The following is a 15,210-nucleotide window of genomic DNA, read 5'->3' as shown; positions in this document are numbered from 1 at the left end:
TGGCTGCGCCGAACAGTCACTCAGCATTAACTATGTATTGCCTCCTCCGGAAGCAGGCCCTAAGTCGCAGCGCTCATCCGCGACTGCGATCGTGAACCCGCCGGGCCCGCGGCTTGCTCCGTGACCGTCACCAGGCGGCGCTGAAACCTTTCGTGTCTCAGACTGGTACAGAGTCCGACTAAGACGGGACGTTGCGGGTCAGATGTTTCACGATCGGCTTCCGGAGACGTTTCAGGCGCTACCGACCTCGGCGGAGCGCCGCCGCAATGTGTGGTCGGCCCTGCTGCCGCGCCGCGGCCGTGCGCTGGCGCGCATCGCCCTGTCCATGACTCTCGCCGCCACCGACATCGCGGCGATCGTGGCGGTCACGCTGGGCCTCGAATGCGCCTACCAAGTCCTCGCGCAGGACGGCACGGTGTGGGCGGGTCTCGTCCGCGGCTCGCGGCTGTCGGCGCTGCTGGCGCTGGTGATCGTCGCCACGAACGTCCTGCGCGAGGAGTACAGCCTCGAGAACGTGATGGCGCAGAAGCCGGGCGTCCAGCGGGTGGCCTCGCTCTGGCTGATCGCCTGGGCCGCCGTGCTCGTCGTCAGCTTCATGACGAAGACGACCAACGATTACTCGCGGCTCGTCTCGCTCGGGATCTTCGCCGCCGGCCTACCGGTGCTCATCGCGGCGCGGGTCGCGGTGCGCCGGCTCGTGCGCGAGCGGCTGAGCGCCGGATCGGCCACCGCCAGCCGGATCCACCTCGTGGGCTACGAGGAGGACATCGCGCGCTTCTACGCCGGCAAGGAGGTCGACCAGCTCGGCTCGCGGATCATCGGGACGAGCTACCTGCGGCGGGTCGATCCCGGCGCCGACGCGGCCACTCGCCACGACCAGTTGCAGGAGGATCTCGACCTCGCCGTCTCCGTCGTCCGCTTCCTGCGGCCGGACGACGTCTTCGTGCTGGTGCCCTGGGCCGACACCGCGGAGGTCGAGCGCTGCATCGACGCCTTCCTGCGGGTGCCCTCGGCCCTCCACCTGCGTCCCGGCGCGGTCCTCGACCGCTTCCCGGACCTGCAGGTCGCCCGGGTCGGCGGCGTCTCGGGGATCAACATCGGCCGCCGTCCTCTCAACGTCGGCGAGGTCATGCTGAAGCGCGCCCTCGACCTGACGGTGGCGACCATCGCCCTCGTGTCGCTGTCGCCGCTGCTCGCCGCGATCGCGGTGGCGATCAAGCTCGACAGCCCCGGCCCGGTCTTCTTCCGGCAGAAGCGCTACGGCTTCAACCAGCAGCCGTTCGGCGTCTTCAAGTTCCGGTCGATGCGGGCGGATCCGAACGCCGCCTTCCGGCAGGCGACCCGCAACGACAGCCGCATCACCCGGATCGGCGCGATCCTGCGCCGGACGAACCTCGACGAGCTGCCCCAGTTGATCAACGTCCTGCGCGGAGAGATGTCGCTGGTCGGCCCCCGTCCGCACGCTTTGGCGCACGATCGGAGCTTCGAGCGCCGGATCGCCCTCTACGCCCGCCGGCACAACGTGAAGCCCGGGATCACCGGCTGGGCCCAGGTCAACGGCTACCGCGGCGAGACGCAGACCGACCTCGCCATGGAGCGGCGCGTCGCCTGCGACCTGCACTACATCGACAACTGGTCGATCTGGTTCGACATCCAGATCATGATCCAGACGGTCGTCTCGCGCCGCGCCTACCAGAACGCCTTCTGACCGGCACCCGGCGGCCGTCCGCCCTGGAAGTGGCGCCTCAGGGGGCCTGCTTCCGCTCCCGGCAGGCGCCGCAATCGCCCTCGACCTCCAGGATACTGTGGGTCGGGGTGAAGCCAGCCCGCTCCAGCGTCCGCCCCAGGCTGCCCTCGACTTCCTCCGACGAGGCCTCGTCGACGCCGCCGCAGGTGCGGCAGATCAGGAAGATGACCCCCTCCCCGGGGGCGTGGCCGTGCGCGCAGGGGATGAAGGCGTTGCGGCTCGCGATCCGGTGGACCAGCCCCTGCTCCATGAGGAAGTCGAGGGCGCGGTAGACCGAGACCGGGGCCACGCGCTTGCCCGGCGCGCTCAGCCGCTCCGCGATATCGTAGGCGCCCTGAGCCTTGGCGGACTCGGCCACGGCCTCGAGCACCTCCCGGCGCAGGGGCGTGAACTGAAGACCGCGCTCGCGACACAGGGCCTCGGCCCGCGCGAGCATGTCACCGGTGCCGGCGTGGCACGCGTCGTGACCCTCGTGACGGTGCATGATCGCTCCAGACGTGATCCGCAGGTTGTCCCGCGGGTTTGTTACAGTGTATCACCGCCGCCCAGCACCGCGCCAGTAGCCCCGCGTGGTGCCCGCGCCGGCGTGAGCGCGCGACGAGGACCCCGTGCCGACCATTCCCAGCCCGAGACACGCGGCGCGGCGATCGCTGTTCCAGAGCGGGATCGGCCCGCGGCTGGCGCTCGCCGCGCTGCTCTCGGCGCTGGTCTGGCTGACCATCGCCTGGGCGCTGGCGACATGAGCGGCGCGCGCCCGGATCCGATCCGCCTCGTCGGTCTCACCCTCGGTTACGACCGGCATCCGGCGGTCCACCACCTCGACGGGTCCGTGCGGGCCGGCGACCTGCTCGCCCTCGTCGGCCCGAACGGGGCCGGCAAGTCGACGCTCCTCAAGGGCATGGCCGGGGAAATCCGCTGCCTGGACGGGCGCATCGAGCGCGCCGGCGCCCTCGCCTACATGCCGCAGGTCGACGAGATCGACCGGAGCTTCCCGCTCACCGTCATGGATCTCGCCGGCATGGGCCTCTGGCGGCGCGCGGGGGCGTGGCGCAGCCTCACCCGGCGGCGCCCGGCGATCGAGGCGGCGCTGGCCACGGTCGGCCTCGACGGCTTCGCGGCGCGGCCGATCGGCACCCTGTCGGGCGGACAGTTCCGGCGCGCCCTGTTCGCCCGTCTGATCCTGCAGGACTGCCCGGTCGTGCTCCTCGACGAGCCGTTCACCGGCATCGACGCGCGGACGGTCGACGATCTCCTGGCGCTCATCCGCACTTGGCACGCCGAGGGCCGGACCGTGGTCGCGGCCCTCCACGACCTCCAGCAGGTCCGCGCGCATTTCCCGACGACGCTGCTGCTCGCCCGAGAGCCCGTGGCCTGGGGTCCGACCGCGCGGGTCCTGACGGCCGAGAACCTCGCGCGCGCCCGCAACCTGTCCGAGGCCTGGGACGAGGGCGCGGCGATCTGCGCCGGGCCGCGATCCGTCGCGGCGGCGCACGACCACGGCGGCGCGGACCATCACCACCACGAGGACGCCGCGTGACCGATCCGCTCGGATCCCTGTTCGCGCCGTTCGTGGAGTTCGGCTTCATGCGCCGGGCCCTGGCGGGCTGCCTCGCCCTGTCGGTCTCGGCGCCGCCCATCGGCGTGTTCCTGACGCTGCGCCGCATGAGCCTGATGAGCGACGCGATGAGCCACGCGATCCTGCCCGGCGCCGCGGTCGGCTTCCTGGTCGCCGGCCTGTCGCTGCCGGCGATGACGCTGGGCGGCCTCGTGGCCGGCCTCGCAGTCGCTCTCCTCGCGGGCGCCGTCACCCGCGCGACGGTCGTCCGGGAGGACGCGAATCTCGCGGCCTTCTACCTCATCTCGCTCGCGGCCGGCGTGCTGCTGGTCTCCCTGCGCGGCTCGCAGATCGACCTCATGCATTTCCTGTTCGGCTCGGTCCTGGCGCTCGACGACGCCGCGCTGTGGCTGCTCGGCGGCATCAGCACGCTGACCCTGCTGGTCCTGGCCCTGATCTACCGGCCGCTCGTGATGGAATGCGTCGATCCCCTGTTCCTGCGGAGCGTCAGCCGCAGCGGCGGCCCGGTTCACCTCGCCTTCCTGGCGCTGGTGGTGGTGAACCTCGTCGGCGGGTTCCAGGCCCTCGGCACGCTGCTGGCGGTGGGGCTGATGCTGCTGCCGGCGGTGGCGGCCCGGTTCTGGGCCCGCGACCTGGCCGGCCTGATCCCGGTCTCGATGCTAATCGCGGCCCTGGCGAGCGTGTCGGGGCTCAGCCTGTCGTACCGGTACGACGTGCCGAGCGGGCCCGCCATCGTGCTGGCGGCCGGTGCCCTCTACGTCGCCTCGATGATGGTCGGCCCCCGCGATGGCCTGCTCCGCCGCCTCGTCCGGCCGCGCCACCTCGAGGCCTGATCAGGGCTGGTCCTTGAGGGCCGCGAGTCCCTCGCGATAGGTCGGGTAGGCGAGCACGACGCCGAGCTCGTCGCGGATCAGCCGGTTCCGGACGCGCTTGTTCTCGCCGTAGAAGCTGCGCGCCATCGGCGACAGGTCGGCGGTCTCGAAATCGATCTCGGGCGGCAGCGGCAGGCCTGTGAGGGCCGCGGCGTGCTCGGTCACGGTCTGGGGCGCGGTCGGCTCGTCGTCGGTGACGTTGTAGATCGCCCCCGGCCGCGGCCGGTCGATGGAGGCGATCAGCGTGGTGGCGATGTCGTCGACGTGGATGCGGTTGAAGACCTGCCCGGCCTTCACGATGCGCTGCGAGCGGCCCTCCCGCAGCTTCACGATCGGGTTGCGCCCGGGTCCGTAGATGCCCGAGAGCCGGAAGACCTGAACGGCCTTTCCGGTCGCGGCGCCGAGCGCCAGCCACGCCGCCTCGGCGTCGACGCGCACCTTGGACCGGGCGCTGCGCGGGGTCGCCGGCGCGGTCTCGTCGATCCAGGCGCCGCCCTGGTCGCCGTAGACGCCGATGGTCGACAGGTAGCCGATCCACCGGATCCGGCTCGCCGCGACGGCGTCGGCGTAGCGGGCCAGCACCGGGTCGCCGGCCTCGCCGGGGGGCGCCGAGACCAAGAGCACGTCCGTGTCAGCGAGGTCCGCCGCGATCCGGGGGTCGTCGGCCTCCGGCCCGAAGGCGCGCATCGCGAAACCGGTCTCCGCCGCGATGCGGTCGGCGGCCGCGGGGTCGGTGACGGTGGCGCGGACGGTCCCGAAGCGCGCCCGTGCCCGCTCGGCGAAGTGGCAGCCGGTGAAGCCGAGCCCGAAGACGAAGAGGTTCATGCCGCGGATGTCTCGTCCGTCCGCGGTTCCGTCAAGCCGGTGGCGGCCCGCCACTCGTCCCGCACGTGGGCGTCGGTCTCGGAATCGCCGTGCTGGCGCCCGAGCGCGCGCACGGCCTCGGGCGGCAGCAGCCGGCCGCAGGCCCAGACCGCCATGCCGCGCACCAATGGAGACGGGTCGTGCAGGCGCGCGACGGCCGCCTCCGCGAGCGACGGGTCATCGGAATTCCCGATCGCGATCATGACGTTGCGGAGGAAGCGGTCGCGCCCGGTGCGCTTCACCGGCGTGCCGGCGAAGAAGGTGCGGAACGCCGCGTCGTCGAGGCCCGCGAGATCCGCGAGCGCCGGGGCCGCCAGGTCCGCCCGCGCGGCGAGGCGGCTCTCCGCCGCGGTGCGGGCGAACTTGTTCCAGGGGCAGACGGCCAGGCAATCGTCGCAGCCGAACACCCGGTTGCCGATCGCCGCCCGGAACGCCGCCGGGATCGGCCCGGCATGCTCGATCGTCAGGTACGAGATGCAGCGGCGGGCATCGAGCCGGTAAGGCGCCGGGAACGCGTCGGTGGGGCAGACGTCCAGGCAGGCGCGGCACGAGCCGCAACGGTCGGGCTCCGGCGGGTCGGGCTCGAACTCCGCGCTCGTGTAGATCGCGCCGAGGAGCAGCCAGTTGCCGTGCCCGCGGGAGATCAGCACCGTGTGCTTGCCCTGCCAGCCGAGGCCGGCCGCCTCCGCCAGGGTCTTCTCCATGACGGGGGCGGTGTCGCAGAAGACCTTCACCCGCACGTCGCCCTTGGCCGACAGATACCCACCCAATTCTTTCAGGCGGCCCTTCAAAACCTCGTGATAATCCCGCCGCTGCGCGTAGGCGGCCACGGCACCGCGGTCGCGAAGCGCCACGAGGTCGAGGGGATCGTGCTCGGGCCGGTAGCTCATCGCGAGGACCAGGATGCTGCGCAGACCGGGCCACAGCGCGACCGGGCTGGCGCGCTGGTCGGCCCGCTCCGCCATCCAGTCCATGGTGCCCTGCGCGCCCTCGGCGAGCCAGGCGGACAGGCGGCCGGGCAGGTCGGGCAGCCGGTCGGGTCGGGTCACGCGCAGGCCGCAGAACCCGAGCGTCCGCGCCCGGGTCTCGACGAGGCGGCGCAGGTCGGCGCCGTGGTAGGTCCGTCGGGCGTTCAGAAATCCAGATCCGCGTAGTGGGCGGCCGGTGCCATCCCGGCCACCCGGTCGGCGAGCAGGGCGCGGAACGAGGGCCGCGACTTGACGCGGGCGTACCAGTTCCGCGCCATCTCGTCCTCGTCCCAGGGCACGTCGCCCAGGTAGTCGACGCAGGAGAGATGGGCGGCCGCCGCGAGATCGGCATAGGTCAGGTTGTCGCCGGCGATCCAGCGCCGCCGCGCGATGAGGTAGCCGATGTATTTGAGGTGGTAGCGCACGTTGGAGCGCGCCGCGCGGATCGCGTTCATGTCGGGTGGGCCGCCGCCCTCGTTGGCCGACATGAAGCGCTTCGAGATCTTCTCGTTGACGAGGTAGGCGGTCACCTCGGACTCGAACTTGACCAGGAACCAGTCGAGCAGGCGCCGCACCTCCACGCGCTCGACGGTGTCCTCCGGCAGCATCCGCCGCCCCGAGAGTCCGAGGCCGCGGGTCTCGTCGAGGTACTCGGCGATGACGCCGGCGCCGGGAACCACGAGGCCGTTCTGCTCCAGCAGCACGGGCGTGACGCCCGCCGGGTTGATCAGCAGGAAGTCGTCGCGCCGCTCCCAGGGCCGTTCTTCGAACAGCGTCGGCTCCATGCCCATCTCGGCGAGCACGAGACGGATGAAACGGGAATTCCCGCAGAAGGGGAAATGGTAGAGGGTTGCCATCGAGGCCGTGCGGGACGTTCGGTCTGCCAGCGCGGCCGGTCCCGCGCTCGTCGTGGGTCCTGAAGCGCGGGTCTTCGGCGCAGAGGACTTCGGACCGAGCGTTATTGCCCGACCGTTGCCGAGCCCTTAACACGCGCAGCCCGGCCCGGTAACTGCCCGTCAACCCTGATCGGCGAAGCCTCGGGTACAACCATTTCGCGTGGCAGGCGGTGGCCCGACGGGGGCCTCCGCGCGCGCGGCACAGGGCGTCGCGATGGATCCGGCAAGCATCGGCAAAGCAGTGCTGCTCGCCCTGGTGGAGGGGGCGACCGAGTTCATCCCGGTCTCCTCCACCGGCCACCAGCTGCTGGTGGGGCACTTCATCGGCTTCCACTCGCCCAACAACACCTTCGAGGTGCTGATCCAGCTCGGCGCGATCCTGGCGATCCTGCTGGTGTATTTCCGCCGCCTCCTGGGGATCGCCACCGCGTTGCCGTCCGATCCGAAGGCGCGCCGCTTCGTCCTCGGCATCCTGGTGGCGTTCCTGCCGGCGGCGATCATCGGCGGCCTCTTCTCGAAGCTGATCAAGGCCTACCTGTTCAACCCGTGGATCGTCTGCGCGACCCTGGTGGCCGGCGGCCTCGTGCTCCTCGTCATCGACGACACCGACCTCGAGGTGAAGAAGACGGACGTCTACGACTTCTCGCTGCCGATGGACCTGAAGATCGGCATCTTCCAGTGCCTGGCGATGATCCCCGGCGTCTCGCGCTCGGGCGCCACGATCGTGGGCGCCATGCTGATGGGCGCCGACAAGCGCTCGGCCACCGAGTTCTCATTCTACCTCGCGATGCCGACCATGGCGGGCGCCTTCGCCAAGGACCTGCTCGACAACTACAAATACCTCTCGAGCAACGATGTCGGGCTGATCGCGATCGGCTTCATCGTGTCGTTCGTCTCGGCGCTGTTCGTGGTGCGGCTTCTCCTCGACTACGTCTCCCGCCACGGTTTCTGGCTGTTCGCGTGGTGGCGGATCATCGTCGGTGCCCTCGGCTTCGCCGGCCTGATCATCCTCGGCTGACGCGGCGGGCGTCGCGCCTCGTTCGATCGGTCCGCGCGAGCCCACGGCGGCTCGGAATGACGATCCGAATCGAGGGATGTCCCTCGCCTCACCCCCGCCGCCTCACTCAAAAATCGGTGATCCGCGGCTTGAGCTTTCCTCAACCATCGGGCGATTGCCAGCGGCGGAGCGGCGTGCGAGGCAAACGCATGAAAGCGGTGCAGAAGACGCCGCGCCCTGGGACGTACCGATGGAAGACAGACCGCTCGCCGACCTCTTCGAGCCCGCAGACCGGGCGCGCTGGCTCGGCCTCGTCGAAGGCGTCCTGAAGGGCGCCGATTTCGAGAAGCGGCTGGTGTCGCGGACGGCCGACGGACTGCGGATCGAACCCCTCTACGGACCGGCCGAGCCGGCGGCGCAGCCGGTGCGTGAGCCCGGACCCTGGCGGATCGCCCAGCGGGTCGACCATCCCGACCTCGGAACCGCGAACACGCAGGCGCTCACCGACCTCGAGGGCGGAGCCGATGCCCTCGTGCTCGCCGTCGCGGGTGCGCCGGGCGCCCGCGGCTACGGTCTCACCGCGGCGAGCGTCGAGGAGCTCGACGCCGCCCTGAAGGGCGTGATGCTGCCGCTGATCGCCCTGCGGATCGATGCCGGCGGCCGCGGCCTGGAGGTGGCCCGGCTGGTCAAGGCGCTGGCGGAGCGCCGCGGCGAGGATCTCTCGACCTACGACGTCGATCTGGGGCTCGATCCCGTCGGCGTCCTGGCGGCCACCGGCAGCCTCGGAGCCGTCTGGACCGACATCGCGCCCCGCCTCGCCGAGGCCGTGGCCGAGCTGGAGGCGGCGGGTTTCCGCGGCCGGGCCTTCCTGGCCGACGGCCGGCCCTACCACGAGGGCGGCGCCGGCGAGGCGGCGGAACTCGGCGCGGTGCTCGCCACCGCCGTCGCCTACCTGCGCGCCCTGGAAGCGGCCGGTCACGATCTCGCGAGCGCGCGCGACGGCGTCGCCGTGCTGCTCGCGGCCGATGCCGATGAGTTCGTCACCGTCGCGAAGTTCCGCGCGATGCGGCGCCTCTGGGCGCGCGTCGAGCAGGCCTGCGGCCTCGACCCGAAGCCGCTGCGCCTCCACGCCGAGACCGCGTGGCGGATGATGACCAAGCGCGACCCGTTCGTGAACATCCTCCGGACCGGCATGGCGGCGGCCTCGGCCGGCATGGGCGGCGCCGACAGCGTCGCGGTCCTGCCGTACACGCAGGCCCTCGGCCTGCCCGACGCCTTCGCCCGGCGCGTGGCGCGCAACAGCCAGATCGTGCTCATCGAGGAATCGCACCTCGCGCGGGTCAGCGACCCCGCAGCCGGCGCCGGCGGTTTCGAGACCCTGACGGCCGAGCTCGCCGAGGCGGGCTGGGCGGCGTTCCAGGCGATCGAGGCCGAGGGCGGGATCGTCGCCTCGCTCAGCATCGGCAAGCTCCAGCGGCGGATCGAGCTGACCCGCGAGGCCCGCGCCAAGGCGGTGGCGACCCGCCGCGAGCCGCTCACCGGTGCGAGCGAGTTCCCGAACCTCCCCGAGAAGCCGGTGACGGTCCTCGACGTGCCGCCCGTGGCGGCGGTGCGCGGATCCAACTTCGGCGCGGGCTCGGCGGTCGCCTGCGACGCGCTGCCGTCCCAGCGCCTCGCGGAGCCCTACGAGGCCCTGCGGGACGCCTCGGACGCTTTCTTCGCCAAGACCGGTCGCAGGCCGATCGTGTTCCTGGCCAATCTCGGCCCGGTGGCGGCCTTCAACGCCCGGGCGACCTTCGCGGCCAACGCCTTCGCGGCCGGCGGGATCGAGGCTCTGTCGAACGAGGGCTTCCCCGATGCCGAGGCGGCGGCGGCGGCGTTCCGGGAGTCCGGCACGAGCCTCGCCTGCATCTGCTCCACCGACGGGATCTACGCCGAGCGTGCGGTCGCGACCGCGGAGGCGCTGACCGGGGCCGGCGCCGGACCGGTCTACCTCGCCGGGAAGCCGACGGACCTGGCCGAGCCGCTGAAGCAGGCGGGCGTGGCCGCCTTCCTGCATGTCGGTTGCGACCTCCTCGCTCTCCTCAACGCGGCACTCCGTGCGGCCATGCGGACGCCCGCGCCGCAGGCGCCGCGCTGACGGGGCGCCGGTCTCCCCGAAGCCCACGGCACTCCGGATCCGCATGACGCCCCGCATCGCCGTCGCCCTGCTCCTCGCCGGCACGCTGCCCGCCGCGTCCGCCCCCCGCGCCGCCGCCATGCCCGATCGGTTCGACGGCACCTGGAGCGTCGAGATCATCACCGAGACGGGGAACTGCGACCGTGCCTACCGCTACCCGGTGCGGATCGAGCGCGGGCGGGCGCGCTTCATCGGGACTGCCTTCGTGGTCGAGGGTGGCGTCGCGCGGAACGGGGCGATCCGCGGCTCGATCTCCAACGGCGCCGCCACCGCCGACGTGCGGGGACGCCTGGGCTCGGACGGCTTCGGTGCCGGAACCTGGGTCTCGACCGGGGCCCTCGCCTGCCGGGGACACTGGAACGCGGAGCGGCGCGGCTGAGCGCGGCTGTGGCCGTCGCGAAACAGCCCGGATCTTGCCCGGAATCGGGCACCCGGACCGAACCGCCAGCCCCGATCCCGACGCAATCATGAGCGAGAGCTGAACGCGGTTCGGACACCCGACGAGGCCGCCCGTATGAAGACTTCGATCCTCGCCACCTTCGCCGTCCTCGCGCTCGTCTCGGCCGCCGAGGCGCGGCCTCACCGGAACCCGGCCGCCCCGAAGGTGAACGCGGCGGAGGCCGAGAAGGTGTTGGCGCCGCTGCGGCAGGCCGCCACCGCGTGCTTCGCCGAGACGGTGCTGTCGAACCCGAAGGCGACGGCAGAGGCGCGCGCCGGCCGCTGGTACGAGGCCGTCGGCATCACGGGCTTCCTGTGCCGCCCGGAGGTCGCCGCGATGATCCGGACCCACGACAACCTCTACGGCGCGAAGACCGGTGAGCGCTACTTCAAGGGCGCGTACGTCAAGCATCTGGACCAGCAGCTCGCCGAGCGCCTTCAGCCGATGTTCGCCCGCAAGGCCGTCGCCAGCGCCGAGCCGCCGCTCGAGAAGGCCTCGGCGGAGGAGCCGGCCGAGAACAACTGAGCGGGAACCGTCCGGGGTCGCCGCGCCTTCCCCGACCCGGAGGCGGCGATGCCCTACGAGCTCCATTACTGGCCGATGATCCAGGGGCGCGGCGAGTTCGTCCGCCTCGCCCTCGAGGAGGCCGGCGCCGACTACGTCGACGTGGCCCGCCAGGACGACGATTCCGGCGGCATCGGACCGATGCTCGACCGACTGTCCGACCCCGCCGATCCGCGACCGCCCCTGGCACCGCCCTTCCTGCGCGACGGCGACGTCGTTGTCGGGCAGAGCGCCGCGATCCTGCTCTATCTCGGACCGCGCCTCGGGCTCGTGGGCCCGTCGGAGCGCGACCGGATCTGGACCCATCAGCTCCAGCTCACCGTCGCCGACGCGGTCGACGAGGCGCACGACACCCACCATCCCGTCGGCGTCGGCCTGTACTACGCGGATCAGAAGGTCGAGGCGCTGCGCCGGGCGGCCGAATTCCGGGGCGAGCGCATCCCGAAATATCTCGGCTATTTCGAGCGCGTGCTTGCGGCCAACGGCGGCCGCCGCCTCGTCGGCGCGGATCTCTGCTACGCCGACCTGTCGCTGTTCCAGCTCGTCGACGGCCTGCTCTACGCCTTCCCCAAGGCGACCGCTGCGGCCCTCTGGAGAACCCCGCAGGTGGCGCGGCTCCACGACACCGTGGCGCGGCGCCCGCGGCTCGCCGCCTACCTCGCCAGCGCGCGCCGGATCCCGTTCAACGAGGACGGCATCTTCCGCCGCTATCCGGAGCTGGATCCCTGAGGCGCGAGCCGGGACTCACCGACGCGGGCCGGCGATCAGGATCGCCGCGAGCACCAGCGCGACGAGCCCGAGCACCAGCGACAGCAGGCGCCAGAACAGCAGCGGGTCGCGCTCCAGGAGCGACGCCCGCCGGCCATCCGTGAAGGCCGGGTTGGGGTGGCGAAGGTCGTGGACGAAGGCCGACACGGTCGCGTAGCGCCGCTGCGGATCGGGATGGACGGCCCTGCGCAGCGCGCCGTCGACCCAGACCGGCAGCAGCGGGCGCACAGTCAGCGCCGACGCGTAGCGCAGCCGCCGCTGCGCCGCGCGCGTCCGGGCCCGGGGCACCGCGTCGCCGTAGGGCAGCCGCCCCGTGAGCATCTGGTAGGTCATCACGCCGACCGCGAAGACGTCCGACTGGGCGGTCCCCGGGGCGCCGAGGAAGCACTCCGGCGCCGTGTACTGCACCGTGCCCAGGATCTCCGCCGGGTCGTTCCGCGGGTCGCCCTCGACGACTCCGGCGACCTGGGTCGCGCCGAAATCGATGATCTGGACGGTGCCGGCCGGGTCGATCAGGACGTTGTCGGGCCGCAGGTCCTGGTGGACCATCTCCCGCCGATGGAAGGCCTGCACGCCCCGGGCGAGCTGCTCGACGAGCCCCCGCACCGCCTCCAGCTCGGGCGCCGCGTGGTCGCGCATCCACTGGGTCAGGGTCTGGCCCTCGACGTAGCGCATCACCGTGTAGAGGTGGCTGCGGCGGCCGGCCTGGGGATGGGCCTTCAGCACGTGGGGATTGTCGATCCGCCGCGCGATCCACTCCTCCATGACGAAGCGCTTCCGCTGGGCGGGATCGTCCCGCAGGTCCAGCGACAGCACCTTCAGCGCGACCTGGGCGCCGGTCTCCGCCTCGACCGCCAGGTAGACGCGGCTCCGGGGACCGGAGTGAAGGATCCGCAGCAGGCGGAAGCCGTCGAGCTCCGCGGGCGGGTCTAGTAGCGGCGCCGGGTCCAGCCCCTCGGCCTCGCCGAGGAGGTCGGCTGGCTCGCCCTCCGGCACGGTCTCGACCCGCACGATCTGGATCGTCAGGTTGTCCGGGCTGCCGGCCGCCAGGGCCATCTCGACGATCGCCCGCGCGGCCGCGCCCAGGGTCCCGGCCCGCGCGATCTCCGCGACCATGTCGCGGGGCCGGACATGCTCGTGGATGCCGTCCGTCGTCAGCACGAAGGTGTCACCGGCCTCGACGCCCACGGCGTGGTAGTCGATCTCGACGCGGCCCTGCGCTCCGAGGGCGCGGCCGAGATACGATTCCGCCGCGGAGACGACGACCCGGTGGTCCTCGGTGAGCTGCTCGAGCGACCGGCCGGACACCCGCCAGATCCGGGCATCGCCCACGTGGAAGAGGTGGGCCACGCGGGATTTCAGCACGAGGGCGTCGAAGGTCGTGACGTGGCCCCGGTCGGCATCGTTCGGATCGGCGCCGCGCCGCGTCTCGGCGTAGAGCCAGGAATTCGTGGCCGCGATCACGCGCTGCGCCGAGGTCTTCACCGACCACGTGTCCGGCGTGGCGTAGTAGTCGCTGAGGAAGCTCTTGACCGCGGTCTCGCTCGCCGCCGCGCCCGCCGCGCTGCTGCTGATCCCGTCGGCGAGGGCGACCGCGATCCCCTTTAGGCCCAGCGCCGGCTGGACGGGAACCAGCGCGCCGTTGAAATCCTGGTTGGCGGCCTTGCGGCCGGCGCTGCTGTGCTGGCCGATCGTGACCGTCAGGTCGGCCGGGCCGCGCGGTCCGGCGCTCAAGCGGCGGCCGCCGCGCTGTCGCCCCGGCCGCGGTACGACAGCGCCTCGGCGAGGTGGAGCCGGCGGACCTGCGCCTCGCCGTCGAGGTCGGCCAGGGTCCTGGCGACGCGCAGCGTCCGGTGGAAGCCGCGGGCGGAGAGGCGCATGCTCTCGGCCGCCTGGCGGATCAGCGCCGTCCCGTCGGCGTCGGGGCTCGCGACGTCCGAGATCAGCGTCGCGGGACAGGTCGCGTTGGTGGTGGATTCCGGCAGGCCGCGCGCGGCGTAGCGCGCGCCCTGGAGCGCGCGGGCCGCCGACACCCGCGCGGCCGCCTCGCGGGAGCCCTCGGCCGGCGCGGGCAGGATCAGGTCGGCGGCCGTCACCGCCGCCACCTCGACGCGCAGGTCGATTCGGTCGAGCATCGGGCCGGAGATCCGCGCCTGATACTGCGCCATGCAGCGCGCGTTCGGCCCGCGCCGGCAGGCGTAGCCCGGTTCGAGACCGTGGCCGCAGCGGCACGGGTTCATCGCCGCGACCAGCTGGAACCGCGCCGGGTAGGTGATTCGGTGGTTGGCCCGGGCAATCATCACCGCCCCGGATTCCATCGGCTGGCGCAGGCTGTCGAGCACCTGCGGGGAAAATTCGGGGAGCTCGTCCAGGAACAGCACGCCGCCATGGGCCAGGGAGACCTCACCGGGCCGCGCCCCGAGGCCGCCCCCCACCAGGGCCGCCATCGAGGCGGAATGGTGCGGCTGCCGGAACGGCCGGCGGTTCGAGAGCGCCCCGTCCTTCAGCGCGCCCGCCACCGACTGGATCACGGAGATGTCGAGCAGCTCGCGCGGCGTGAGCGGCGGCAGGATCGAGGGAAGACGCGCCGCCAGCATCGACTTGCCCGAGCCGGGCGGCCCGTTCATCAACAGGTTGTGGCCCCCGGCGGCCGCGATCTCCAGGGCGCGCTTGGCGCCCTCCTGCCCCTTGATGTCGGCGAGGTCCGGCAGCGGCCCGGCCGGCGCGGCGACGGCGGGCTCCGGCCGCGCCATCACCTGGCTGCCCTTGAAGTGGTTGGCGAGCTGGATCAGCGAGCGCGGCGCGAGCACGTCGAGGTCGCCCCCCGCCCAGGCCGCCTCCGGCCCAGTGGACGCCGGGCAGATGAGCCCGAGCCCCCGATCGGCCGCCGCCATCGCGGCCGGCAGCACGCCGCTCACCGCCGTGATGCTGCCGTCGAGGGCGAGCTCGCCCAGGACGCAGTAGCCGGCGAGCGCGTCCGCCGGGATCGCGCCGATGGCCGCCATGACGCCCAGCGCGATCGGCAGGTCGAAATGCGAGCCTTCCTTGGGAAGATCCGCCGGGGCGAGGTTCACCGTGATGCGCTTGGCCGGCAGCGCCAGCCCCGAGGCGATCAGCGCTCCGCGGACCCGCTCGCGCGATTCCGCCACCGCCTTGTCGGGCAGACCGACGACGGTGAACACCACCGAGCCCGGCACGATCTGGACCTGCACGTCCACCGCCCGCGCCTCGATGCCCTCGAAGGCCACGGTGGCGACGCGGGTGACCATTCGTGCAGTGTCCTCGCCGCCGCGTTCCGGTACGGCCAAGATGTGCGGCAGATTCGGTGGCGGCTCAAGGG

The 15,210-nt window shown here is 72.4% G+C and carries 15 protein-coding genes; 9 read left to right on the top strand and 6 right to left on the bottom strand.

Annotation, left to right across the window (positions count from 1 at the left end):
* The first annotated feature begins 202 nt into the window (after positions 1 to 202).
* Positions 203 to 1,708, top strand: coding sequence for an undecaprenyl-phosphate glucose phosphotransferase (locus tag ASG32_RS16210; RefSeq protein ID WP_056528059.1), 1,506 nt, complete (start codon positions 203 to 205; stop codon positions 1,706 to 1,708).
* Between the two features lie 37 nt (positions 1,709 to 1,745).
* Here ASG32_RS16210 and ASG32_RS16205 read toward each other — a convergent pair whose 3' ends face one another.
* Positions 1,746 to 2,231: a transcriptional repressor gene (locus tag ASG32_RS16205; protein WP_020094645.1), complete on the bottom strand. Its 486-nt coding sequence runs from the start codon at positions 2,229 to 2,231 to the stop codon at positions 1,746 to 1,748.
* 124 nt (positions 2,232 to 2,355) lie between these two features.
* Here ASG32_RS16205 and ASG32_RS35620 point away from each other — a divergent pair, with 124 nt between their 5' ends.
* From ASG32_RS35620 to ASG32_RS16195, 3 genes are read left to right on the top strand one after another with little or no spacing between them, the layout of a single operon-like run.
* A complete protein-coding gene (locus ASG32_RS35620) occupies positions 2,356 to 2,490 on the top strand; it encodes a hypothetical protein (protein ID WP_280141584.1) in 135 nt (44 codons plus the stop codon).
* Positions 2,487 to 3,284 (top strand): ABC transporter ATP-binding protein, encoded by a 798-nt coding sequence (locus ASG32_RS16200; RefSeq protein WP_056528056.1) that lies wholly within the window; start codon positions 2,487 to 2,489, stop codon positions 3,282 to 3,284. The genes ASG32_RS35620 and ASG32_RS16200 overlap by 4 nt, the downstream gene beginning before the upstream one ends.
* Before the next feature lie 47 nt (positions 3,285 to 3,331).
* Entirely contained in the window at positions 3,332 to 4,156 is an 825-nt protein-coding gene (locus ASG32_RS16195) for a metal ABC transporter permease (protein ID WP_056529225.1), read from the top strand.
* Here ASG32_RS16195 and ASG32_RS16190 read toward each other — a convergent pair whose 3' ends face one another.
* Genes ASG32_RS16190 through ASG32_RS16180 form a run of 3 tightly spaced genes read right to left on the bottom strand, consistent with a single transcriptional unit; the run spans position 4,157 to position 6,884 of the window.
* Positions 4,157 to 5,020, bottom strand: coding sequence for an SDR family oxidoreductase (locus ASG32_RS16190; protein WP_056528053.1), 864 nt, complete (start codon positions 5,018 to 5,020; stop codon positions 4,157 to 4,159).
* On the bottom strand, positions 5,017 to 6,162 hold the full coding sequence (gene queG, locus ASG32_RS16185) for a tRNA epoxyqueuosine(34) reductase QueG (RefSeq protein ID WP_082557945.1): 1,146 nt from the start codon (positions 6,160 to 6,162) through the stop codon (positions 5,017 to 5,019). The genes ASG32_RS16190 and queG overlap by 4 nt, the downstream gene beginning before the upstream one ends.
* A gap of 29 nt (positions 6,163 to 6,191) precedes the next feature.
* Positions 6,192 to 6,884 (bottom strand): glutathione S-transferase family protein, encoded by a 693-nt coding sequence (locus ASG32_RS16180; RefSeq protein WP_056528048.1) that lies wholly within the window; start codon positions 6,882 to 6,884, stop codon positions 6,192 to 6,194.
* A gap of 253 nt (positions 6,885 to 7,137) precedes the next feature.
* Here ASG32_RS16180 and ASG32_RS16175 point away from each other — a divergent pair, with 253 nt between their 5' ends.
* The 5 genes from ASG32_RS16175 to ASG32_RS16155 all read left to right on the top strand — a co-directional run bounded on the left by ASG32_RS16175 (position 7,138) and on the right by ASG32_RS16155 (position 11,831).
* Positions 7,138 to 7,941 (top strand): undecaprenyl-diphosphate phosphatase, encoded by an 804-nt coding sequence (locus ASG32_RS16175; protein ID WP_056528045.1) that lies wholly within the window; start codon positions 7,138 to 7,140, stop codon positions 7,939 to 7,941.
* A 229-nt stretch (positions 7,942 to 8,170) separates the two neighbouring features.
* On the top strand, positions 8,171 to 10,060 hold the full coding sequence (locus ASG32_RS16170; RefSeq protein ID WP_056528042.1) for a methylmalonyl-CoA mutase subunit beta: 1,890 nt from the start codon (positions 8,171 to 8,173) through the stop codon (positions 10,058 to 10,060).
* A 43-nt stretch (positions 10,061 to 10,103) separates the two neighbouring features.
* Entirely contained in the window at positions 10,104 to 10,478 is a 375-nt protein-coding gene (locus ASG32_RS16165) for a hypothetical protein (protein ID WP_056528039.1), read from the top strand.
* Positions 10,479 to 10,613: 135 nt separating this feature from the next.
* Entirely contained in the window at positions 10,614 to 11,063 is a 450-nt protein-coding gene (locus ASG32_RS16160; protein WP_056528036.1) for a hypothetical protein, read from the top strand.
* Between the two features lie 48 nt (positions 11,064 to 11,111).
* Positions 11,112 to 11,831: a glutathione S-transferase gene (locus tag ASG32_RS16155; RefSeq protein WP_056528033.1), complete on the top strand. Its 720-nt coding sequence runs from the start codon at positions 11,112 to 11,114 to the stop codon at positions 11,829 to 11,831.
* Between the two features lie 15 nt (positions 11,832 to 11,846).
* Here the strand turns inward: ASG32_RS16155 and ASG32_RS16150 are convergent, their stop codons facing one another.
* Together ASG32_RS16150 and ASG32_RS16145 are read right to left on the bottom strand one after the other, a co-directional pair.
* On the bottom strand, positions 11,847 to 13,604 hold the full coding sequence (locus ASG32_RS16150) for a bifunctional protein-serine/threonine kinase/phosphatase (protein WP_056528031.1): 1,758 nt from the start codon (positions 13,602 to 13,604) through the stop codon (positions 11,847 to 11,849).
* The gene (locus ASG32_RS16145; protein ID WP_056528028.1) at positions 13,601 to 15,139 is read right to left on the bottom strand and encodes a YifB family Mg chelatase-like AAA ATPase; all 1,539 of its coding nucleotides are present in this window, start codon (positions 15,137 to 15,139) and stop codon (positions 13,601 to 13,603) included. The genes ASG32_RS16150 and ASG32_RS16145 overlap by 4 nt, the downstream gene beginning before the upstream one ends.
* Positions 15,140 to 15,210 lie beyond the last annotated feature (71 nt).

It is taken from the genome of Methylobacterium sp. Leaf361, from assembly GCF_001424445.1.
GTDB lineage: Bacteria > Pseudomonadota > Alphaproteobacteria > Rhizobiales > Beijerinckiaceae > Methylobacterium.
This window is presented reverse-complemented; position numbering and strand designations above follow the sequence as displayed.

Excerpts from the sequence above, each read along its gene's own strand:
- ASG32_RS16170 (WP_056528042.1), top strand. The coding sequence starts at position 8,171 with ATGGAAGACAGACCGCTCGCCGACCTCTTCGAGCCCGCAGACCGGGCG.
- ASG32_RS16195 (WP_056529225.1), top strand. The coding sequence starts at position 3,332 with ATGCGCCGGGCCCTGGCGGGCTGCCTCGCCCTGTCGGTCTCGGCGCCG.
- ASG32_RS16175 (WP_056528045.1), top strand. The coding sequence starts at position 7,138 with ATGGATCCGGCAAGCATCGGCAAAGCAGTGCTGCTCGCCCTGGTGGAG.
- ASG32_RS16155 (WP_056528033.1), top strand. The coding sequence starts at position 11,112 with ATGCCCTACGAGCTCCATTACTGGCCGATGATCCAGGGGCGCGGCGAG.
- ASG32_RS16190 (WP_056528053.1), bottom strand. The coding sequence starts at position 5,020 with ATGAACCTCTTCGTCTTCGGGCTCGGCTTCACCGGCTGCCACTTCGCC.
- ASG32_RS16160 (WP_056528036.1), top strand. The coding sequence starts at position 10,614 with ATGAAGACTTCGATCCTCGCCACCTTCGCCGTCCTCGCGCTCGTCTCG.
- ASG32_RS16165 (WP_056528039.1), top strand. The coding sequence starts at position 10,104 with ATGACGCCCCGCATCGCCGTCGCCCTGCTCCTCGCCGGCACGCTGCCC.
- ASG32_RS16205 (WP_020094645.1), bottom strand. The coding sequence starts at position 2,231 with ATGCACCGTCACGAGGGTCACGACGCGTGCCACGCCGGCACCGGTGAC.
- ASG32_RS16210 (WP_056528059.1), top strand. The coding sequence starts at position 203 with ATGTTTCACGATCGGCTTCCGGAGACGTTTCAGGCGCTACCGACCTCG.
- ASG32_RS16200 (WP_056528056.1), top strand. The coding sequence starts at position 2,487 with ATGAGCGGCGCGCGCCCGGATCCGATCCGCCTCGTCGGTCTCACCCTC.
- ASG32_RS16145 (WP_056528028.1), bottom strand. The coding sequence starts at position 15,139 with ATGGTCACCCGCGTCGCCACCGTGGCCTTCGAGGGCATCGAGGCGCGG.
- ASG32_RS16180 (WP_056528048.1), bottom strand. The coding sequence starts at position 6,884 with ATGGCAACCCTCTACCATTTCCCCTTCTGCGGGAATTCCCGTTTCATC.